General features: G+C 55.3%; 20 protein-coding genes. 1 reads left to right on the top strand and 19 read right to left on the bottom strand.

Annotated elements, in window-relative coordinates; translation table 11 throughout:
• Nucleotides 1-23 precede the first annotated feature (23 nt).
• From GS646_RS14330 to GS646_RS14295, 8 genes are all read right to left on the bottom strand, one after another.
• Nucleotides 24-917, bottom strand: coding sequence for a YegS/Rv2252/BmrU family lipid kinase (locus GS646_RS14330; RefSeq protein WP_171186577.1), 894 nt, complete (start codon nt 915-917; stop codon nt 24-26).
• Nucleotides 918-1,297: 380 nt separating this feature from the next.
• A complete protein-coding gene (locus GS646_RS14325; RefSeq protein ID WP_171186575.1) occupies nt 1,298-1,795 on the bottom strand; it encodes a hypothetical protein in 498 nt (165 codons plus the stop codon).
• Between the two features lie 609 nt (nt 1,796-2,404).
• On the bottom strand, nt 2,405-3,550 hold the full coding sequence (argE, locus tag GS646_RS14320; RefSeq protein WP_171186573.1) for an acetylornithine deacetylase: 1,146 nt from the start codon (nt 3,548-3,550) through the stop codon (nt 2,405-2,407).
• On the bottom strand, nt 3,547-4,482 hold the full coding sequence (locus tag GS646_RS14315) for a LysR family transcriptional regulator (RefSeq protein WP_171186571.1): 936 nt from the start codon (nt 4,480-4,482) through the stop codon (nt 3,547-3,549). The genes argE and GS646_RS14315 overlap by 4 nt, the downstream gene beginning before the upstream one ends.
• A 54-nt stretch (nt 4,483-4,536) precedes the next feature.
• The gene (locus GS646_RS14310) at nt 4,537-5,646 is read right to left on the bottom strand and encodes an aromatic ring-hydroxylating dioxygenase subunit alpha (protein ID WP_171186569.1); all 1,110 of its coding nucleotides are present in this window, start codon (nt 5,644-5,646) and stop codon (nt 4,537-4,539) included.
• A 23-nt stretch (nt 5,647-5,669) separates the two neighbouring features.
• Nucleotides 5,670-6,344, bottom strand: a complete 675-nt coding sequence (locus GS646_RS14305) for a DUF1028 domain-containing protein (RefSeq protein ID WP_171186567.1) — start codon at nt 6,342-6,344, stop codon at nt 5,670-5,672.
• A gap of 5 nt (nt 6,345-6,349) precedes the next feature.
• Entirely contained in the window at nt 6,350-6,766 is a 417-nt protein-coding gene (locus tag GS646_RS14300; RefSeq protein WP_171647745.1) for a RidA family protein, read from the bottom strand.
• Nucleotides 6,756-7,910: a Rieske 2Fe-2S domain-containing protein gene (locus tag GS646_RS14295; RefSeq protein WP_171186563.1), complete on the bottom strand. Its 1,155-nt coding sequence runs from the start codon at nt 7,908-7,910 to the stop codon at nt 6,756-6,758. Before GS646_RS14295 ends, GS646_RS14300 begins: the two co-directional genes overlap by 11 nt.
• A gap of 204 nt (nt 7,911-8,114) precedes the next feature.
• Between GS646_RS14295 and GS646_RS14290 the strand changes: the two genes are divergently transcribed.
• Nucleotides 8,115-9,362: an NAD(P)/FAD-dependent oxidoreductase gene (locus GS646_RS14290; protein ID WP_171186560.1), complete on the top strand. Its 1,248-nt coding sequence runs from the start codon at nt 8,115-8,117 to the stop codon at nt 9,360-9,362.
• 750 nt (nt 9,363-10,112) lie between these two features.
• Here GS646_RS14290 and GS646_RS14285 read toward each other — a convergent pair.
• The 11 genes from GS646_RS14285 to GS646_RS14235 all read right to left on the bottom strand — a co-directional run bounded on the left by GS646_RS14285 (nt 10,113) and on the right by GS646_RS14235 (nt 21,633).
• A complete protein-coding gene (locus tag GS646_RS14285) occupies nt 10,113-11,057 on the bottom strand; it encodes a primase-helicase family protein (protein WP_171647747.1) in 945 nt (314 codons plus the stop codon).
• Nucleotides 11,058-11,159: 102 nt separating this feature from the next.
• Nucleotides 11,160-11,489 (bottom strand): hypothetical protein, encoded by a 330-nt coding sequence (locus GS646_RS14280; protein WP_171186555.1) that lies wholly within the window; start codon nt 11,487-11,489, stop codon nt 11,160-11,162.
• 1,054 nt (nt 11,490-12,543) lie between these two features.
• Nucleotides 12,544-13,698 (bottom strand): Gfo/Idh/MocA family protein, encoded by a 1,155-nt coding sequence (locus GS646_RS14275; protein WP_171186553.1) that lies wholly within the window; start codon nt 13,696-13,698, stop codon nt 12,544-12,546.
• Nucleotides 13,698-14,753, bottom strand: a complete 1,056-nt coding sequence (locus tag GS646_RS14270; protein ID WP_171186551.1) for a sugar phosphate isomerase/epimerase — start codon at nt 14,751-14,753, stop codon at nt 13,698-13,700. Before GS646_RS14270 ends, GS646_RS14275 begins: the two co-directional genes overlap by 1 nt.
• 27 nt (nt 14,754-14,780) lie before the next feature.
• A complete protein-coding gene (locus tag GS646_RS14265; RefSeq protein ID WP_171186549.1) occupies nt 14,781-15,839 on the bottom strand; it encodes a LacI family DNA-binding transcriptional regulator in 1,059 nt (352 codons plus the stop codon).
• Nucleotides 15,840-15,846: 7 nt separating this feature from the next.
• Nucleotides 15,847-17,469 (bottom strand): dihydroxyacetone kinase subunit DhaK, encoded by a 1,623-nt coding sequence (locus tag GS646_RS14260; RefSeq protein WP_171186548.1) that lies wholly within the window; start codon nt 17,467-17,469, stop codon nt 15,847-15,849.
• Between the two features lie 11 nt (nt 17,470-17,480).
• A complete protein-coding gene (locus tag GS646_RS14255; RefSeq protein ID WP_171186546.1) occupies nt 17,481-18,473 on the bottom strand; it encodes an ABC transporter ATP-binding protein in 993 nt (330 codons plus the stop codon).
• Entirely contained in the window at nt 18,466-19,563 is a 1,098-nt protein-coding gene (locus GS646_RS14250) for an ABC transporter ATP-binding protein (protein ID WP_171186545.1), read from the bottom strand. The genes GS646_RS14255 and GS646_RS14250 overlap by 8 nt, the downstream gene beginning before the upstream one ends.
• Before the next feature lie 2 nt (nt 19,564-19,565).
• Nucleotides 19,566-19,754, bottom strand: a complete 189-nt coding sequence (locus tag GS646_RS14245; RefSeq protein ID WP_155150119.1) for a hypothetical protein — start codon at nt 19,752-19,754, stop codon at nt 19,566-19,568.
• Complete coding sequence (locus tag GS646_RS14240; protein ID WP_010442361.1) at nt 19,751-20,689, bottom strand: carbohydrate ABC transporter permease; 939 nt, start codon at nt 20,687-20,689, stop codon at nt 19,751-19,753. Before GS646_RS14240 ends, GS646_RS14245 begins: the two co-directional genes overlap by 4 nt.
• Nucleotides 20,686-21,633, bottom strand: coding sequence for a carbohydrate ABC transporter permease (locus tag GS646_RS14235; RefSeq protein WP_093965437.1), 948 nt, complete (start codon nt 21,631-21,633; stop codon nt 20,686-20,688). The genes GS646_RS14240 and GS646_RS14235 overlap by 4 nt, the downstream gene beginning before the upstream one ends.
• Nucleotides 21,634-21,693 lie beyond the last annotated feature (60 nt).

Raw genomic sequence — 21,693 nt, 5'->3', positions numbered from 1 at the left:
CTGAGTTTAAGGAGAGACCCGCACTACTTACCGCTTGGGAAAACGAAGTTCAGCGCTTTTGGTTTAATTGAAACCTCAAAGCGTTGATCAATCATCGGTTCGCCGTCCAAATTCATATGAAACGGCTGGGAGGTTTCCAAAACCATAGATCTCAGACGAGAGCGTTGCACAACACCCTCTTCGGGGTCCGAAAAATCCGGTAGCCTGCCAAAGGGCAGGTTTTCTGGCATCAATCGCTCCGTGGAGAGCACGCTTAAATCGAGCAACCCATCGGAGATGTTCGCTTCTGGTGCCACGTCAAAACCGCCACCTGCATAGCGGCTGTTCGCAATCGCTATTGCGGAAATGGAAACGTCGTACGGGTCTTTTTCATCAATTGAGATCTTTGCTGGAACAGATTTTGCATCAGATAGGCGAGCAAGCCCAAACAGTGTGTACGCGAGGCCGCCGAGCCTTTTCTTCATTTCCTTGGGTGTCGTTGCAGTGATCATCGCTCCAAAACCGCCGCTTGCAACATTCACAAATGGACTGCCGTTTATGTATCCGACATCAATTGGTTGCGCGTCTTCCGATGCTGCAACTCGAACAGATGTTGCCAAGTCCAAACCCTTATCACCATACGACCGGGCGAAATCATTTGCTGTCCCCAACGGAACAAGACCTAGCGAGACAGGCGACCTTGACTTCAACTTCAAAACAGCATCCGCGACCGAGTTCAAAGTGCCGTCACCGCCGCCCGCGATCACCCTGGTTACGCCATCGCTTACGGCTTCTCGAAGGGTCTTCCTCAAGTCTTTTCCTGACCAAGGAATACAAACCCTAATGCCAAGCTCTTTTTCCAATGGGCGGACAGCTGAACGCAGATCGGGTCTTGCTGCGGACTTCCTATTGAGAACTAGCAGGGTACGTTTGGCCATAGTTCCAGCATAAAGCTCTAACAAGTTGGAGCAACCGCCTTAACATTTCTTAATGCAGGGGCGCTCCGGCAATTGAAACTTTATTTGCGCTAGCCAACCCCTAAATGACAGTAGTCAGCTTTGTCCGCAACTCGGACGTAGGTTCTTTTCAAATCAAAGTCCAGTTCCTGCATAAGCGGTCAGTGGGGCGTCAAAGTATACGTTGCCGCGTGCAGACCCGTATTGAGCGTCCGGTTTGAGCCGCTTTGTGGACATCCGACAAAAGTGTTCAGATGACCGCGTTGAGCCCAAAGCGGTCGCAGCTTCTGCGCACGAAACTTGAACAGATGGCGCTAGAGTAGGTTTGGCTCTTTTGAAGCATCAAGGCGACTTACCCGTTTTTATATCTGTAGCATTGCTTCGAGCTCGGGGATACCCATGCCATTATCGATGAAGGGCCGTTGTCGCCGCAGCCAACCTGAATGTCCAGCCAACAGTGGCGCATCTTGAACGGGGTACAATAAGTGCTTGGAGTAATTATAGAAGTTGTGAAGATCGTCTTCGCGATGTGCTACTTTGGCGGTCCCGCTCCTCAGATCCTTGGCGAACGAAACTGGATTAGTATAGGTGTTTAACCATGCACCGGTAGCCACGCTGCTGATCTGAAAAACTGGTTTAGAGAAAAAGCATCTCAAAAAGACAGTTTTTGAGTCCGTTACGGACAAGCCATCGACATGCTGCGCAAGCCTCCACGATGGGAAGCGCGCGTGCTGATCGGGAGTTACGAAGTGCACATTGGGGAGATGGGAGAAGCGTTTCAGAATTGTGTTCTCTTCTCCTGCACCGAATTTAGTCGGATGATCGGAAACCAATAGGTTAAAATCACTAAGGTGTTTCACCAACAAATCTACGAAATCCTCGTTTTTTGTCCTTAGGTCAACGGTTTGTAGCAACCGTGAACCAAGTTTTCTGGTGCTGTAACGAGCAATTGAGGTTGATGCGCCAAAGTGGATGCACTACCGGCTGGCTTAGCGGTCACACATGTTTCAGTTCCAGACATGCGGAAACTTAACAATCATTGACAATCTCTTCATTGACCAAACAATAAATGACGGAGCATGCGAACCAAAAAAATTACTCATTAGTGTGCGGTACAACAATTCAGTGTTGGGCAGTCACGAAGTGGCTCTATAAGTTTTAGGCTGTTTTGTCCGCAGAGCTGCCTTTGTAGAAGCCTGCAGCCAATTACTACTTCGAGCCCATACCTACCAAATGCTGCAAACACCATGAACGGCAGCAACTCGCACAAAGCGTTCATCGGCATCAAAGCGTTATCGAAGACGTTTCAGTGAACCGCTACAATCGCTAAGAATGTATTGTGAGCTGTGTTGCTGGGATTATTGGCAACCAAAGTACTGACGCTTTGTGAATAGAAGTCGGCAAAAAATTTTGCTGAATCCTACTAGGGCGAAAATAATGGTTTTGTTGAGGTTAAACATGGCGCTGTTCTAACTTCTGTATAAAACTTGTTTAGCGCCATTTTGGAGCATGACGGAACAGGCATTCAGCTGAAGCATGGAAATGAACTCATCCGGCTTGTGCCCCTGTTCAGCCATTGAGCCAGGACCGCACACGACGGTTGGAATGCCCAGGCTGGAAAGAACGCCTGCCTCCGTGCCAAAGGCCACATGGGTCGTGTCGCCGCCGCACCAGGACCGCGCGAGCGAGACCACCGGGTCGGATGCTGCCATAGACAGGCCGGGATATCCCGCCAAAGCCTGAAGCGAGATTTGCGCGGCAGGCGGAAACTCAGCCGTGACCGCCTCTGCCGCCTGCCGAAGCTGCACTTCGATCTCCTCCGGGTCATCTTCGGCCAGATGTCTGAACTCACAGAGAAGCGTAGCTTTGTCGGGGACGAAGTTCAGCGCTGTTCCGCCGGACAGCTGACCGACATGGAATGTCGTGTAAGGCACGTCATAGGCCGCGTTGCGGGCTCCGGTATCGCGCGCGACCTTCTGCATGCCTCGCATCTTGCCAACAAAATCGACTGCCACATGCAGCGCGTTGACAAAAGTCGGTGCCAGCGCGGAATGACCGACCTCTCCCCGAATGTCCGCACGATAAGCGCGCTTGCCTTTGTGACCAATGGCCACCTGCATCTCGGTCGGCTCACCAACGATGGCCAGTCGCGGACGTCCCAGCAGCGGCGGCAGACGGTCCTTCATCCGCGTAATCCCGACGCAGCCAATCTCTTCGTCGTAGGACACTAAAAGCTTCAACGGCGCTTTCAGGTCTCGGGCGTGCACCGCATCTGCGACGGCCAGCATCTCTGCCAGAAACCCTTTCATATCGGTCGTGCCGCGCCCGAAAAGCCGCTCGCCTTGTCGGGTCAGCTTGAAGGGCGGGACGCTCCAGTCTTGACCTGTAACTGGCACCACATCGGAATGCGCCGACAGCAGCAGGCCGCCGTCAACCGATGGCCCGATCTCGGCAAAAAGGCCCGCTTTCTCCTCCTCCGCATCAACAATGCGCTGCACCCGGAACCCGCGAGAGCGCAGAAAATCCTCGACATAGACGATCATGGCAAGGTTCGAGCGATCGCTGACCGTGTTAAAAGCGACCAATCGCTCTAGCACCTCCAGTGACAGCGTCACGTCAGCGCCTCCCCACTAATGGCGTCGAACGCGCCGGAGCGTACCTGATCCCGCGCATAGTCGATAAACGCCTGCACCGTGCGGGATTTCTCCGCGCCATGCGTGGTCAAAAGGCCCATGCGCAGCGACCGGACGGGCCCCGAGATCGGCACGCAGACCAGCGGGCTGCCATCCGGTGATATATCGCTTTGCGGCCGCACATTCGCGATGGAGTAACCGAAAGCATTGCCCACCATCGACCGCATCACCGCCATGTCACGCGTCCGCTCCACGATGCGGGGCTGTTGTACTGTCGCCGAGAACAGCGACAAGAAGTAATCCGCGCTGATCGGCAGATCGAGCAGGACCATCGGCAACTCCGCCAAATCGGCAATCGACACGGACGCGCGTTCGGCCAGCTCATGCCCAGCATGCAACAAGGCAAACGGAGTGAGACGTACAAGCCCGATGAAGTTCAGATCCGTCGGGATATCCATGTCATAGGTCAGCGCGATATCGATTTCGGAGCGCTGCAAGGCGTGCAAGATTTCCGCTTGGTTCAATTCCTTCTGGACGACCCTGACATCGGGGTAACCGCTTTCAAACCCGCGTCTGAGCCGTGGCAACACGAGTTGCGCGAAGGTCAGTAAACACCCCACCGCCAATGGGCCCCGCGCAACGCCGGAGATGTCAGCGGCTATGTTCGCGATCTCGCGCGCGCCATTCAGGACTTGGCGCGCTTGGTCAGACACCCTCTGCCCGCCTTGGGTGAGCGAAAGGCCCTGAGCGTGCTGACGCACAAAAAGCAAAATGCCCAGTTCGTCCTCAAGCTGGGTGATAGCTGAAGAGATTGATGGCGGCGACACATTCAACCGGTCCGCCGCCCGCGCAATGCTGCCGGTTTCGCCAACGGCGACAAGATACTCTAACTGCCTGAGGGTCAGCCGCGACATGTCAGCGCTCCGGAAGGGTCGCTGGATGAGCGGGTGTCGAGACAGCGCACCCCGTCAAGCCGCGCTAAGGGCAGCATCTTGCCGGGCAAGCCATATCTGAAAGTCCCGGATAGTGCCTTCATAGTCATCCCCGGCCAGCGGACCTTCGATTGCATGGGCAGAATGCAGCGAGACCTGCATGCGCTCAAGCTTTTCCCGGTCCTCCCGATTGACCTCTTCCCAAAGCGCGATGCGCTGCTGGATCGTATCATGATCCAGATTGTCGCGATAAACGGACATGGTCCATTTGACGCGGATCAGGTTGGCGTGGATCGGGAAGATCGACAACGACACCAGCAGACTTGCGGCCTGGCTGGCGACTTGGGTCGGGAACTTGGCAAAAAGGGAAGACCTTTTGCGTTCCGCCTCACTCAGCCCCGGGGCCCCGTCCCCGCGCGGTGTAATGTTGTCGGGGTAATTTGCGGCATAAGACGTATAGCCATCCCCGCTTATCAGCTTGCGGGACAGCCCTGACGGCGTATAGCCATGAAGCGTTTGCGGATGGACCACGCTCAGGTGATAGCCCTCCATGAAGTTCTCAACGAGGCATTTCCAGTTGGTTTGCCAGTCTTCCTCGGCCACATGAACGAGGCGGAAGTCCGCCGTCTCGTAAGGCGCCAGCATGTCGTCGAGTTCGGCGTGCTCAAAAGGTTCCGCGCTTGCGTCAAGGTTCACGTAGATGAAGCCGTTCCAAAGCTGCACCGTGTGTTCCGGCAGCTTGCAGGACTTGGCATCGAATCCGGCATTTTCCATTCGCGGCGCGCGCAGCAGGCCGCCATCACGCCCATACGCCCATGCGTGATACGAGCAGACAAACCGCTTCGTGTTGCCACGCCCCTCCGCCAGCGGCATACCGCGGTGGCGGCAGACATTGGCCAGCACCCGAACGGCGCTGTCATCGCCGCGCACCACGAGCAACGGTTCATTTAAAATCTGCGCGGTAAAGAAGTCACCTGGCTCCGGGACTTCATCAACCCGGCCCAGACAATGCCAGCCGCTGCGCAAAACAGTGCGCGCCTCATGCTCGAACTGGTCCTGCGACGTGTAAAAGCCTCCGGGCATTCCCATAGGCCGGTCCGGAGGCAAAGCAGCCAGTGTTTGAAGTTTATCTCGCAGATAGGTCATACCATCCTCCTGTGTGCTGCTGTTCATGCGTCGCCCGGAACCCCGTAGGAAGGCGCCGCGCCGGGGTCCAGCGCGCGCCGCACGTAATCGTCCAGTTGCGGCTTGTACATATCCCAGGAGGTGGCCATCGCATCGATCGGGCACTGCTCCGTCCAGTCGCAGCGCAGATCGGCCACGGGCCACGCGACCTGATCAACCAGCAGCATGCCAGCAGAGTGCACCGGACCAGCCTCACCGCCTGCGTCGAGGCCTGCGCGCATCGCAGCAATCAGGCGGTCGCCCAGATGTCCGATCGAAGCCTCAAAAGCAGCAACGATTGCAGCCGGTACACCGTCATGGGCCAGCAGGTTACCGCCAGAGGCGACATTGATCCCCTGGGCCTCGTTCCAGTTGCCCAGAACGTTTTTTCCAGAATGAATGGCCGTGCTCCCGGCTGCATCAATTGCCAAGAGCTGTCGGTACTCGATATGCGCAGCTTCGCTTGTGACTGTATGTACCGCATCGGCTGCCGACGCGCCCTGTTCCATCAGATCCAGCGTCACCGGCCCAAGACGCGGGTCGGTCACGTTCTGGCTGGCAACGGCCCCAACGCCCGCGCGCGCATAGGCACAGCGCGCCGCCACGGCGGGCGAGGAGGAGGAAATTGCCATGCCAAACATCCCGGTTTTGGCGCAACGGGCCACGAGTGAAAAAGTCATTGCGCCTAATCCGGGATCACAGCGGTAGCATCAATCTCCACCAACCATTCGGGGCGCGCAAGCCCCTGCACGACAAGCCCCGTGGACACCGGATGCACGCCTTTAATGTATTCGCCCATCGTGCGATAGACCGCCTCGCGGTTCCGCACATCGGTGATGTAGACGACAACCTTGACCAGATGCGCCATCTCGCCACCGGCCTCTTCGATCAACTGCTGGATGTTTTGCATCACCTTGTGGGTCTGCTCCCTTGGGTCATGGCTGTCGATGTTCTTGGCGTCGTCCAGATTCTGCGGGCATTGCCCCCGCATCCAGACGGTGCGCCCGCCGCGTGTGACAACCGCCTGACAGAGATCGTTGTCGAGCGACTGTTCGGGATAGGTATCGGCGGCATTGAAACACCGGATTCGCTCATGAGCCATGTTGCGCCGCGCTCCCTGCATCAATCTTTGCCATCAGATATTGAGCGAAATCGTAATTGGGACGCTCCAGATGGCTGAGGTGTCCGGGCGTGGCGGCATCCGAGCACAGCCCGTTATAGACCTTCTCTGTGCATCCCCGATCCTCGACATTTACATCATCCAGCAGCGCTTTAAGCGCTGTGAAGTTCTCTTGTGCGTTCGGGTCATCAGCAAAATCGTTCGACATGCCGCCGCCAAAACGAATATGTACCTGACCAGGGCCTTTGGGGTGCAGAGACAGATACCAGAAATAGCCCGGTGTCAGCGTGATCATCAAGCTGGGATAGAGCGCCAGAAGGTAGGTCGTGCGCCGCTCATCGCCGTGGAGCCGGTCATTCTCCGGATGCGCCATCGCAATGCGCAACGATTCATCTTTTAGGATCGTATGATAATTGAACGCTGCATGGCCCGGCGGACAGATCATATCCTCTAACCGCGACAGGCCGCCAATCGTCCCGGCATGGCACACCGGCAGATGGTAGCTCTCCATGAAGTTTTCGGCTAGCACCTTCCAGTTCGTGTCCCAGACATGCTCTTCGTAAAACGCTTCCGAGTAGTTGGCCATGTCATAGCCTTCAATCATGCGGGCCACTTCGGACAGTTGCTCCGCCACTGGGGCGGCCTCGGGATCAAGGCAGACAAACACCCAACCCAGCCACTCTTCGCAGCGCACCTGCGGCAGCGCGTAGTGGTCTTTGCAAAACCCCTCGTTCTGGGCCATCGCAGGCGCGCCACGCAACTTGCCGTCAAGGTTGTACGTCCAGGCATGATAGGGGCACACGATCGTCTTGGCATTGCCACGCCCGTGCAAAAGCGTGGACATGCGGTGTAGGCAGACATTGCTCATGGCGCGCAATTCACCGTCGCGATCCCGAAGCACGACGATCGGCTGATCCGCCAATTCGCACGCGACGTAATCCCCCGGTGCCGCCAACGCGTCGGCGCGCCCTACGCAATACCAATCCTTGTGAAAGATATATTCGAGCTCTGCATCGACAAAGCTCTCCTCGGTATAAACCTCTGTTGGCATAGCGCGCGCGCGCTCAAACGGGACCGAGGTATTTTTCCTCAGGGCATCTATTGGATCCACATGGTCTTTCGGCATGAACACACTCCTGATCTGAGCCGTTGGCCAACGCTCCGCGCATAATTTAACGGCTGTGGCGGCAAACAAAGAACAAGTCCAGCTTATCGATGATTAGACAAAAACTAATCGACATAAGGCAAGAGAAAATCAATGTCTGTCCAGGGCGCATGGCGGGACAAGGTCAGCGCCCTAAGAGTGTTCAATGTGCGAAGGGTCTGTAGCATGGAAAAGTTCGACGCTGTTGTTATTGGCGCTGGCCAGGCGGGCATAGCAACCAGCGAACACCTGCGCGCTCAAGGCATTGAGCATGTCGTCTTGGAGCGCGGCCGTATCGCCGAGCGCTGGCGATCCGAAAGATGGGACTCGCTGGTTGCGAACGGTCCTGCCTGGCACGACCGTTTCCCCGGCATGGCTTTCAGCTGCGAAAGCGACAGCTTTCCTGACAAGGAAAGCGTCGCCCGTTACTTTGAAGATTATGCTCAGCTGATCGACGCGCCCGTGCGCACCGGTGTCACGGTGGAAAAAGCCCGCCCCCATGCTGATCGGCCGGGATTTCTGATCGAGACGTCGAGGGGTACACTCGAAGCACGCCACCTCGTCAGCGCCACGGGCCCATTCCAGAAACCCGCCATCCCGCAAATCATTCCGCAGACCACGGACGTCACGCAAATGCACTCGACCGCCTACCGAAACCCCGGCGCCTTGCCGGACGGCGCGGTTCTAGTAATCGGCGGCGGATCGTCTGGCTCGCAGATTGCAGCAGAGCTGCACGAGGCCGGGCGCAAGGTCTTCTTCTCCATCGGCCCGCACGACCGGCCGCCGCGCAGGTACCGTGGCCGCGACAATGTTTGGTGGCTGGGTGTGCTGGGCATTTGGAACCTCGACACTCCGGCACCCGGCACCGAACACGTAACAATCGCCGTCAGCGGTGCGCAAGGCGGAAAAACGGTAGATTTCAGGCACCTTGCAGACCGTGGGATCACGCTTTTGGGCATGTCTTCAGGGTATGAGAACGGTATTTTGCAGATTGCTGACGATCTCAAAACCAACCTCGACGCGGGTGACGAGAACATGCTGTCCTTGCTGAAGGCGGCAGACGCCTACGTGGCACGAACAGGGATGGATTTGCCGGAAGAGCCGGAGGCGTGGACTATTCCAAACGATCCGGATTGTGTCATCAACCCAATCCGTGAACTCAACCTCGCGGATCACGGCATTGGAACAATTATTTGGGCCACCGGTTTTCAGTTCGACTATGGGTGGCTCGAAGCCGACACGTTGGATGAACGGGGCCGCCCGATCCATCAACGCGGTGTCTCGCCGGTTCCCGGGCTATATTTTGTGGGATTGCCCTGGCAATCGCGCCGCGGGTCCTCGTTCATTTGGGGTGTTTGGCACGATGCAAAGTTCATCGTCGATCAAATCGCTATTCAAGAAAACTACTTGGCTTACCGGCCGGCACCTTTGTAATTTTTCGTCGATCCGGTAGAGAAGTTCTATCCTCTCGCAAACATCGACAAAAAACTAGCTGAGCCGCAACCAAGATTTCAGCCAGCTTCGTTACCATTTGAATTGGCAATGCGCCTGAACCGGAGATCTGCACGTGTTATCGGAACGGCAGGTTTGTCCGCATAGTAGTCGTTCAGGACTTTTCAGCAAACGTATGCATAAAGCTCAAAACGGACATGGATGAGCGATTAGCTTGCCGCTGTCTGAGGTTTTGTATTCGGAAAATCAAAAAAATTTCGGTGGTGGGCTTCGGTTGGCAGCTGTGGCGTTTCTCAGGAAATTTAAAAAAAATTTTTCGGAGGGGTGACAGGCTGTGGGTAGGCCCAGCTCCACTGGACCCGGTGTATTTGTCGGGGTGGGGGGGCATTTTCGGGATTTTCTCTGGCCTGATAAAACCCAGAACCGTGGCCTGCCTCTCGATCGAATAAAAACCTCGCTGCATTCTGGTACCAGGTCGATCTCTTTGTGCACCCCGATCGCTATTGGTTTGGGGTTTCGAGGGCCTGCGCGGTTTGCTTGCATCGCTCATGACGGTTCTTGACACCGCCCCAATCGGCGCGCGGCGCATCCACGGGCGCGCGCGCTACAGAAAGGCAGCAGAACAAAGAAAACTTGAGGTTTCTCATAAGGGGACATGCGTGTGTGTTTTAGTAGGTCCATTTCCCCGTAAGAGAGTTGAATATTTTCTGAATTTTCTGCCTTTGTTGCTTTCTAATCGCGCACAGCGCCCCTGAGAAAATCGGTTAACGCTCTTTCTTGGCTCGGCAAATCACCGATAATCACCTGTCGGTCACTGTTGGATTCAGAAACCTCCAAATCGAATGCACCACAGGTACGAAGTTGGTTCCAGAGGGCCTTTCCGTATGGAACGTTGTATCGCTCGTTGCCGTGACAGCGCGCCCATTCTTCATAAACCTCGCGAACTCTCCGCCTAGAAACCGTGAATGAGTGCCCCTCCCAGCCCGTTCCGATTGGGTTATCTTCGCCGTTTGCTTTCGAGAACGATGCCCGCCCAAAATCGTTGGGTAGTTCGCCATCTTCGACGATGCTGGCCCACCACCGCTGCGGCCCCGTGAGTGACCTAGCGCGCTGTTCCAAGGTCGCTTCCGTGATCACGCGGTCAGCCATTGGGTTGAAGCCGGACACGTCGCGGTCGAGCATTTTTTGCAGAAAGTGCGCCGCACCGTCGCCGCGAATGTGGTCGTGCAGAGGCTTGAAGTATTCAGTGTCGTCTTTCCGATGGTCTGCGACCTCGCAGACCATCACGCGGCGGTCGTCCACGTCGATTTGGATTGCATGGTCCCGGTTGGTTGCGGCCACGATGCCCATCGATGAGGCCACAGAAAAGCTGTCTATGCCTTTCGGCTCAATTGCGATGGTTCCTCCCGTCACGCGGCGTTTAAGCTTCTGCGCCGCCCGTTTATCGCCCGCGAACAACGCCTCATCAGCGAACACATAGCAGGCGTTTGCGAGGTGCTTGTTGAACTTGCCGGTCAGTTGCTCCGCGTCATCGACCAGCAGCCCGTGCTGCCCGAAAATCCGCATCATCAGGTCTTCGAGAATGATGCCTTTCCCGGTTCCCTGCCCAGACCGGAACACCAGCATCGTACCCATCACACGGGTCGGGTTTGGGACTTTGAGCGCGAACCAGTCCATAACGTACTCATATAATTCCACGTCGCCTGCGCACAGCACGTCAAAAATGTGGTCGAGGATGATCTGGCAGTCACCATGCTTCGGTACGACGCCGAACCCCTGTCAGAGGTTCAGTACGTCCTCGGATACCGTGCCGGTAGGGTCGAGGGCGACCGACAGGTACGTAGGCCGGTCCAAGCTTTCGAGCCACAGGCGGCTCGCAGGTTCGTTTTCGTTGCCGACCCTTATGAACTCGTTTTCCATCAGCAACGCGAAATCGGCGCGGGTCATCAGGTTCAACACTTTCCGGGTATCGCCGTCCGCGTTGAACGCTTCCTCGGCCCAATACCCCACACGGACTTTCCCGCCCTGGCGGAGAACGAAGTATTCGCCGTCAGCGAACAGTTCGGCCAGCTGCTCGCCTACGCTGGTTCCGTCTCGCGCCGTTATCATGTGTTTGAGAGACTTTTCCAGCGTACCCTTCCGAACGCCTTTCTTTTTTTAACTTGAGCCACAGTTTGTGGAGTGCCGCGTCGCGGTCCACGGCAGAATCCAATTCAGCGATGTCAGCGAGTTTCGCCTGTAGTCGCTCCTTTTTCATATCTTCAAATCCATCATTTTTGCGCGGCGTTCGGCACGGGTTCCGGACCTCGAAAGATGTCCGACCGCGCCCTGCCGAGCTTGTCCTCCATCACTGCAACCACCGGACCAAGCGTGGTAGGTTTTTTTCAAATTCGGTTGGATCGACCTCTTCGGGGAGCGATTCTTGAATAAAGAAGGTTCGTATTCCCGCGTTTTCGTTGAGGTGTTCGGAAGGGCCTCCTTCGAGATGTGTCAATACGAGGTCGTTTATAAGGGATGAAACATCTACTTCTTTGAGGATTCTATTTAGGGCCAGGAGTTGTTCTTTGGCTATGTCCAGTCTGCTTTGAGGAAGCAACGCAGTTAAAGTGAGTAGTGCAATGCTGGTTGCTACAATATAGAAGTGTATTTTTCTCAAGTGATTTAGCATAGAATTGTAAATCTATTGACCCTGCGGCGCATAGTTATGTTTGGCGATTCTAGGGTAGGTGAACTTATTTTCAAAGCGATGTTTGCAAAATGCGTCGTGGCATTCGCACGCGCTACCAAAAGTACGTACGACCTGACAGGTGGGGAAAGAGTTTGCGACGGAACTTTCTGTGACTCTCAAAGTGGAAACTCTGCTGTTGTAGCGAACGACCGCTTCCTCGCCCTAACTTCGGATTGGAGTTGTCCGATTTGAGCTGCTTGCAGTCATTGTAGAGCAAAGCTCAGATGCCCGCTTTGTCCCGCGAGGCTGCCTTTTGTATTCGTTCCACTGAAGGGTCATCACTCAACCAGAGATCGCTTCACATAAAACCACTTCAGTGACGTTCGTGGGTCGTTGTTCCGGAGTGTTCATCTGTTGGCTGCTTGCGCCTCGACTTTTTTTGGCAGATACCCACGCGGCCTTCTGAGGTGTTTGCCCTATGCCCAAAGCCAGATTTTAAGTTAAGCTGACCCAAGCCGCATTCCTTGAAGAGCTTTGCACGCATGCGGCGACAAACTTAACCCCATTGAGCCCGTCATGAATCGTTGGATAAACAACGGACGCGGCAGGTGAACTCCCATTTCGGAAAGCTTGGATGGCTTCAGCAGCCTCCCCATAGATATTCGCGAACCCCTCCAGGTACCCCTCAGGATGTCCTGGCGGAACTCTACTTAACCGATTGGCAGCATCACCAGCCCCGGCGCCATTTCGCGTGATCAGACGCTTGGGCTCGTTGTAGGGCGTGAACCAAAGGTAATTGGGATCTTCCTGAGACCACTCTAGCCCACCTTTTTCACCGTAGATCCGCAAACGAAGTGCGTTTTCATTGCCGGGAGCCACCTGAGAAGACCACAACATACCCCGGGCTCCGCCCTCGAAGCGAAGCAAGACGTGGGCGTTGTCATCGACTTTGCGCCCCGGCACAAAGGCCTGCAAGTCTGCTGCCAGGCTTTCCGCCGTCAGCCCGGTTACAAAGCACGCAAGGTTGTATGCGTGGGTTCCGATGTCACCGGTTGATCCACCCGCGCCCGAGCGTTCGGGGTCGGTTCGCCATTCCGCCTGTTTGAAATCCTGCTGCTCGGTCAGCCAATCCTGCGGGTATTCAACCTGAACCACGCGGATCTTGCCAATATCGCCGTTGGCAACCATTTCACGCGCCTGCCGAACCATCGGATAGCCCGTGTAATTGTGGGTCAAAATGAATAGGGCGTTCGCGTTTTCCGCTGCTTTGACCAGCTTCTTTGCATCGGCAAGGGTCGAGGTGAGTGGCTTGTCACAAATGACATGTATACCGCGTTTCAGGAACTCACGCGCGGCGGCATAGTGGACGTGATTTGGCGTGACGATTGAGACCGCCTCGATCCCAGATTTCAGCCGGGCTTCCCTTATCGCCATTTGTTTATAGTCTTCATAGACCCGTTCGAGCCCCAATGCCTGACCACTTTCAAGAGATTTCTCTGGCGTCGAGGACAAGGCACCGGCAACCAGTTCGAACTTGTCGTCCAGTCGCGCGGCTATGCGATGAACACCGCCTATGAAGGCGTCGTTTCCACCGCCAACCATGCCAAGGCGAATGCGACCCGAGGTTTCTTCACTGCGTCCTGTGACCATCACTCAATCCCCAGCATTTTACGATTGGCGGCTTCGTCTGCACCACCGTCGGCGAAATCATCAAAGGCTTTCTCGGTCACACGGATGATGTGATCTGACACAAACTGAGCGCCTTCACGCGCTCCATCCTCGGGGTGTTTGAGACAGCATTCCCATTCGACCACAGCCCACCCATCAAAGTCATTCGCAGCCATTTTCGAGAAGACGGCACCGAAATCTACTTGGCCATCACCAAGCGACCGGAACCGCCCAGCCCGATCAACCCAGCTTTGATATCCCGAGTAAACACCCTGCCTCCCGGTCGGGTTGAACTCGGCATCTTTGACATGGAACATCCGGATCCGATCTTTGTAGATGTCAATATTGTCCAAATAGTCGAGGCATTGCAGCACGTAGTGCGACGGGTCGTATAGCATGCAGGCCCGTGGGTGATTGCCCGTCCGTTCCAGAAACATCTCGTATGTCACACCATCGTGGAGGTCTTCTCCGGGGTGGATTTCGTAGCAGACATCGACACCGCATTCATCGGCGTGATTCAGGATGGGCACCCAACGGCGCGCAAGTTCATCAAATGCCGTTTCAATCAAGCCCGCAGGGCGCTGCGGCCAAGGATAGACATAGGGCCATGCCAGCGCGCCTGAGAATGTCGCATGTGCCGAAATGCCCAAATTTTTCGAAGCGGACAGCGCCTTTTTGACCTGGTCCACTGCCCATTCTTGACGGGCCTTTGGGTTTCCTCTGACGCTTTCGGCCGCGAAGCCATCAAACGCACTGTCATAGGCAGGGTGAACGGCCACAAGCTGGCCCTGAAGGTGCGTGGACAGTTCAGTGACTTCGACACCATTTTCTCTGGCTTTGCCTTTGAAATCATCGCAATAATCAGTACTGGTCGCGGCCTGCTCGAGGTCGAATAACCGGCCATCCCAACTGGGGACTTGAACACCCTTGTATCCGCAATCAGCCGCCCATTTGGTGATCGTGTCCCACGAATTGAACGGCGCTTCGTCCCCCGCAAATTGCGCAAGAAACAAAGCTGGACCTTTGATCGTTTTCATAAAACTTCCTCCCCAAAACCTAAGCCTCTATGGCGGTATATTTTCCTTCAGATAGATATCGATACGGATACGTTCCTGGGCTTTGTTGAATGGCACTTTATCCGAAGTTGCCCGCAAAAGACGGACGGCAGAACGAACAATGTGCCCAGTGTCTTGCGAGATTAAAGCATCAAATGTGCCAAGCCTAAGCGCCTCACGACTGAGCGGCGTAAGCTCATGAGCTATGATCACCAGATCCTTGCTGAGTTTGTTCTCTGAAAGAAATTGAATCAGGCCTGCGTTGCCCGCTGCTGACGAGTATATTCCGACCAGATCCGGATAGGTTTCAAAGATTTCGGGCATCATCTTGTAAATCAGATCCGGGTCATCGCGGCCCTCGACAGATGCGACGACTTGGAGGTGTGGAAATTCCTCAGCTACAACTAGGTCAAAGCCCTGGCGACGTTCGAGGTGGTCACGCGCCAAACGGGATCCTGTAAGAACCAAGACCTTGCCTTCGCGATGGACAAACCTCCCCATCAATTGAGCGGCGGTTCGTCCTGCCGAAACGTTGTCAATTCCTACAAAATGGTCTCGCTCAGAGCTGGGCAAGTCAGACACCAACGCAACCACAGGAACGCCTTTGTCCCTGAGCCGTTTTACCGCATCGCGAACAGAAGGCGTTTCGGGCCCAAAAACAGCAACCCCATCAACTTCTGAACTGTCGACAGCATTCAAAATATTGACAATATCTTGCGGCTCAAACGGAGCGACTTTCCTTATCGCAATACGAGTCCGCTCGATAAATTGGTCGCGGGATTGTTCTGCGATCTGACTGCTGATTGCCTCCACAAACTCGTTGTCCGTGTCCGGCAGAACAAAGAGGAAGTTGTAAACTCGGTTTCGTGCAAGGTTTGCCGCAGCGGTGTCACGCACATACCCCAGCTCATCAATTGCCTTTTGCACCTTCTGTACGGTTACGGCCCGCACGCCGGGACGTCTGTTCAAGACCCGGTCAACAGTCGCTAGGCTAACACCCGCAACGCGCGCGATGTCATTAACGGTTGGCTTTTTCACCAATTCTAATCTTTGTTTTTGGTCTTCCACGTGTTCTTCAGCCCTCAATCTCCCGCGCTAAGCCTTCAAACAACAAAGCAACAGCCTCAGCGCCGGGATCGTTATGTCCAACAAGGTTTTCTTCGGGAACATAAGCTGCACGGCCTGCCTTCGCACGACGAATATTCGCGGTGTTGTTCGCACCTTCGCGGGCAGCCTGGGCCGCATGTTTCAGACCAGATGGCAGTGCAGTAAGTGCCGGTGCTAGGGCGTCAATCATTGTCCTGTCACCGACCTTGGCGCCCCCAACCTGGCTGACGCGATTCAGTCCTTCAACCAGAGACTTCGATACCGAAGCCCCGCTCGCACAGGCATCTCCGGCTGCGTTGAAGAAAATTGCAAGTATCACGCCGGAAGAACCACCCATGGTTTGGCTTAACTCATTACCCAACGCCGGAAACAGTTGTGTCAAATCGGCAAGCGGCATGCGGTCAAGACTTCCTTGCAATGCTCTTGCGGCAGTCGCCAATGTGCTTCCTGTATCGCCATCCCCGGATTTTGCGTCCAGCTCGTTCAGGCTCTTCTCTGCGTTAATAAGCAGCTCAGACAGCCGGGTGATCGTTTCCCTTGTGGTGGGATTGTGCGAAGGGATTGGATCGATCGGGGTCAGGCCATCAGGCAATGGTGCAACTTTGATCGGGTCGATGGAATTCACCCCGGGCCAAGCGGCCAGATCAACAGACGTTTCAAGGGCTGACAAATCGTCCTGATCCACGGGCAGAATGGATACCGAAAACCCGTGCATATCCAGCGATGTCATCATTGGTGCCGGGCCAATGATATGATGGGCAATACCAGTCTCGAACAAGGCATGCGTGAGGACGGCCATTTCCAGTGGAGTTGTAGAGCCCAGGTTGTTGACCAAGGCTACACAATCCCCGGACCCAACCCGTTGCTTCAGCTTCTCAACTACTGTGGACATAGCCGATACGGCATTTGAGAACTCGACTTGCTGTACACCAGGTTCGCCATGGATGCCCAATCCAAGCTCTGCTTTGCCAGGGGCAATCCGGTCTTCTTTTGGAGAACCCGGAACGGTACAGGTGTCCAAGCTCATTCCGATGCTGACAACCTTTGCTATGGTGTTTCTTGCTGCGGTGGCAACGGTATCTAGGTCAGCACCGCTTTCAGCAAGCGCTCCGGCTATTTTGTGAACGAACAACGTACCCGCCACGCCACGTGGTTGCGGAAGGTCGGGCAGGGCGATGTCATCATCGACAACGACCATTTCAACCTTGCGGCCCAATGCGCGGGCGCGTTCCGCTGCCAGTCCAAAATTCAATCGATCTCCAGTGTAATTCTTGACGATAAGCAGGCACCCTGCCTCACCTGTGACCGCAAGAATACCTGCCAGAACCGCCTCGACCGACGGGGAGGCGAAAACTTCGCCGCAGACCGCGGCTGTCAACATACCGGCACCAACGAAACCCGCGTGGGCGGGCTCGTGACCAGACCCACCGCCAGAAACCAGGGCGACTTTCGATTTGTCCCAATCTGACCGGTAGACAACCTTGATATGCGGGTAGCCGTCCAATCGGGTCAGTCGCCCTCCTGATGACGCGAGGAGACCGTCTATCGCTTCTGTCACCAGGGTTTCTTTTGTGTTGAGGAACTGGGCCATGCTTTTGCTCCTTAATTCACGCGCGCGCCGGACGCGTCAAAATACAACGGGTTGTTGGGGCGGATTTTTATAATCTTTCCAGATGGGTAGTCCTTATGGACATCGATCAGGGTCACCACCGAGTGACCATTCAGATCCAGATGCAGCCGTGTTTGGTCTCCCAGATGCTCGGCGCGTATCACGCGCGCCTCGCTGCCTTCGCCTTCGATGATGTTTTCTGGGCGCAGGCCAATCTGCGGACCTTTGTGATCGCCCCCAAACAAATCGGACGGTAGGATGTTGATCCGTGGCAGACCCAACCTGCTGGCCACGTAAACACTGCCGGGATTTTCATAGATGTCGCGAGGGGTGCCATACTGAACCAGCTTGCCGTTTTCCAAAACGCCGATATGTGTCGCCATTGTCATGGCTTCGACCTGATCATGCGTCACGTACAGTAAGGTCGACCCCAGATCGGCCTGAATCCTTTTAAGCTCGACCCGCAAATCCGCCCGGAGCTTGGCGTCCAGAGAGCTGAGCGGTTCGTCCATCAGGAATATCTGGGGGTCACGCACAAGCGCCCGTCCAATTGAAACGCGCTGCATTTCGCCACCAGACAGTTCAGTCGCTTTGTTGTCCAGCTTGTGCGGAATTTGCAGGATCTCAGCGACTTCGTTAACCTTCCTCGTGATCTCATCCTCTGGTGTCTTCAGGATCGGCGACCGCAAAGGGAAAGACAGGTTCTCGCGCACCGTCATATGCGGGTACAGCGAGTATTGCTGGAAGACCATCGCCACATCGCGCTGGGCAGGTGTATCTATACCGACGTCACGCCCGGCAATGCGTACTGTTCCAGAGTCCAGTTTCTCAAGCCCGGATATCAATCTCAGCGTCGTCGTTTTTCCCGCACCTGTCGGACCCAACAACACCACAAAGGCGCCGTTGGGGATCGTCATTGAGATATCATCCACCGCTTTAAGATTGCCGAATGATTTCGAGATATTCTCCAAAACGACTTCAGCCATTGCTTAGCACCTCGTCGTTCAGGGCGGACCTCAACGCGCGCCCGGTTGATTTTTCAAATAGGGTTACCGCGTGAGAGCGGAACTCCAATCCCACCGTCTCGCCGGGATTTACGACGTCGCGGGCATCAATCCGGGCTTTCAGCTCTCCGTTCGGGCTTTGCAGCGTCACGATCTGGGTGGTTCCCAAGTATTCTGCGGCCAGGACCTTGGCCCGGTATGCGCTCGTATCCGATAGAAAAACATGTTCGGGGCGAACGCCAAAAACCAAGTCACCTTCCGCCCCTTCCATCAGTTTGGGTACGGCTTCGTCGTGACCATTCAGTCGCACCATTTCCGAATCGGGCGCGACCTTTCCCTGAAAAGGCAGGAAGTTCATCGAAGGAGACCCGATAAAATCTGCAACGAACATTGTGGCTGGTTTGTCGTAGATTTCCTGAGGTGTGCCGAATTGCTCGATCACAGCGTTGTTCATCACTACGATCTTATCGCCCATTTGCATGGCTTCTAACTGATCGTGTGTGACGTAAACAGTGGTTGCGCCCATACGGTCATGAAGCGCGCGCAATTCTTCGGCCATATGCTCCCGAAACTCGGCATCCAAGGCGCCCAGCGGTTCGTCCATCATAAACGCTTTGGGTTCGCGAACGATCGCGCGACCCAGCGCCACGCGCTGCCTGTCGCCGCCTGACAACCCTCCTACGGGGCTGTCGAGGATGTCCTTGATCCCCAGAATTCCCGCGACTTCCTCTACTTTGGCTTTGACGGCGCCACGCGGCATGCCCTGCGATATCAGGGGGTAGCTTATATTCTTGCGTACGTTCATATGCGGATACAGCGCGAACATCTGGAACACGAAGGCAATGTCACGCTCTGATGGCGGTCGCTGGCTAATCTCTTCACCGTCCAGATAGATTTCGCCCGACGTTGGAAGCTCCAACCCCGCGATCATCCGCAGCGTCGTCGTCTTTCCGCAGCCAGATGGCCCTAGCAACATGAAAAACTCACCGTCTTCAATCGTGAACGAGCTTTCGCGGACAGCCGTGAAATCGCCGAACATCTTCTTTACGTTTTTGACTACGATCTGGGCCATTTCTACTCCGGGAAATGGCTGACGATGATGAACATGACGGTTCCGATCAGCGTGACGATGAAAGAGTAGGTGAAGGCCCAAAGGACAAAGGGTTGCATCAGCATGAAGACACCCAGTGCAATAAGGATGGTTGCGACCATCTCCCATGGGCCGCGGCGGAGCCGTAGTAATCCGGTAAGAAATTCGCTCATTTGCGTACGGCTCCGAATGTGATCCCGCGCAGCAAATGTTTGCGCATCAGGATGGTGAAAATCATGACAGGGATCAGGAAGATCGTCGCGCCAGCCGCTACAGCAGGCCAGTCCAAGCCGCCAATACCGATGATGGTCGGGATGAAGGGCGGTGCAGTCTGCGCGTTTGCGGATGTTAGCAGTACGGCAAACGCGTATTCATTCCAGGCGAAGATCAAGCAGAAGATTGCAGTTGAGGCTATGCCTGTGGCGGCTTGCGGCAGCACCACTTTGTAAAACGCCTGAAACCTCGTGTAGCCATCTATGAGGGCGGCTTCTTCGTATTCGCGTGGGATTTCGTCGATGAATCCTTTCAGCAGCCAGACCGCCAGCGAAATGTTCACGCCCGTGTACAACAGGATCATCCCAAGATGCGTGTCGCTCAGCCCAAGGTTTCTGAACATCAGGAAGATTGGGATGGCGACGGCAACCGGGGGCATCATCCTCGTACTAAGAATGAAGAACAAAAGATCGTCCTTGAGTGGAACTTTGAACCTGCTGAACGCATAAGCGGCCAGCGTGCCTAGGAAGATACTCAAGAAAGTCGAGCCAAATCCGATGATAACCGAATTCATAAAGCGCTCACCGAACTTCGATGGTCCTACAATCACCATGTCATATTGGCGCACGATCTCATCGGCCCAGTTCTGCGGGGGATTAGCTTCCAAAAACTCCTGCGTTTGCCGTGTGCGCGTGGTGAAGAGATTGACGTAGCCTTCAAGCGTTGGGTCAAAAACTACTTTGGGCGGATAGCTAATCGCGTCGGCGGGCGATTTGAAACCGGTCAGCAAGATCCACACCAGCGGGATCATCGTGATCAGCGCATAAGTTATGACCAAAAAGCCTGCGATCCACTTGGACCGGTTCGAAGGTTCGGTGACGGAAAAACTGCTCATCTCTGTTTCACCTTGTTCAGGGCTTTGACGTAGATCGACGCAAGGCCGAACACGGTGACGAAAAGGATGATCGCATAGGCCGAGGCATAGCCGGTGCGCCACTTCTCAAACGCCTCCCGCTTGAGATTGATTGAGGTGAGTTCCGTTACAGAGCCGGGCCCTCCGCCGGTCAGCTGAACCACCAGATCGAACATCTTGAAGTTCTCGATCCCTCGAAACAGCACTGCGAGCATCAGGAATGGCAGCACCATCGGGATAGTGATCGTGAAGAACTGCCGCAGCTTGCTGGCCCTGTCGATCTCAGCCGCCTCGTAGATGTAATCGGGAATGCTGCGCAGCCCGGCCAAACAGATTAACATCACGAAGGGGGTCCACATCCAGGTGTCGACAATCACTATGGCCCAGGGCGCCAGTGTTACCGACCCGAGCATCTCAAAGCTCGACGGGTCTTTGCCTGTGAACCATGACACGATGTAGTTAAACAGCCCGATTTGAGGTTGATACAAGAACTTCCAGAAGTTCCCGACGACTGCAGGAGACAGCATCATCGGCAGCACGATAATCGTGGTCCAAAGATCGTTGCCCTTAAATTTCTTGTTGATCAACCAGGCCAGAGTAAACCCGATCAAGACCTGGAAAAAGATCGTCCAGAACAGGAAGTGCGCCGTCGCCTGCATATTTAGCCAGGTGTCCGAGTCTGTCAGAATACGCTCGTAATTCCTGAGCCCCACATCTTTGACTTCGCGCCCGATCCGGTTGGCCTTGTAGTTGGTAAAGCTCAGTTGGATGGTCCAGATCAACGGAAAGATGTTGATCGCCAGCAATAGGAAAATCGTTGGGGAGATGAATATCCAGGCGATCGCGCGGTCGGATAAACCTCGGATTTTTCGCGCAACTCGCTCGGGCGTTGCCTCCGCAACGCGATCTACGGTCCGGTCAGACATCTCTTTGCCAGTTCTTGTTGGTTTAGGACTCACGGGTGAAGGTGGAGCGGGATTGCGCCC

Origin of the sequence: Ruegeria sp. HKCCD4315 (assembly GCF_013112245.1) — a bacterium.
Classification (GTDB): Bacteria; Pseudomonadota; Alphaproteobacteria; order Rhodobacterales; family Rhodobacteraceae; genus Ruegeria.
The sequence above is the reverse complement of the archived record's forward strand: the minus strand, read 5'-3'. Positions and strand labels throughout refer to the sequence as shown.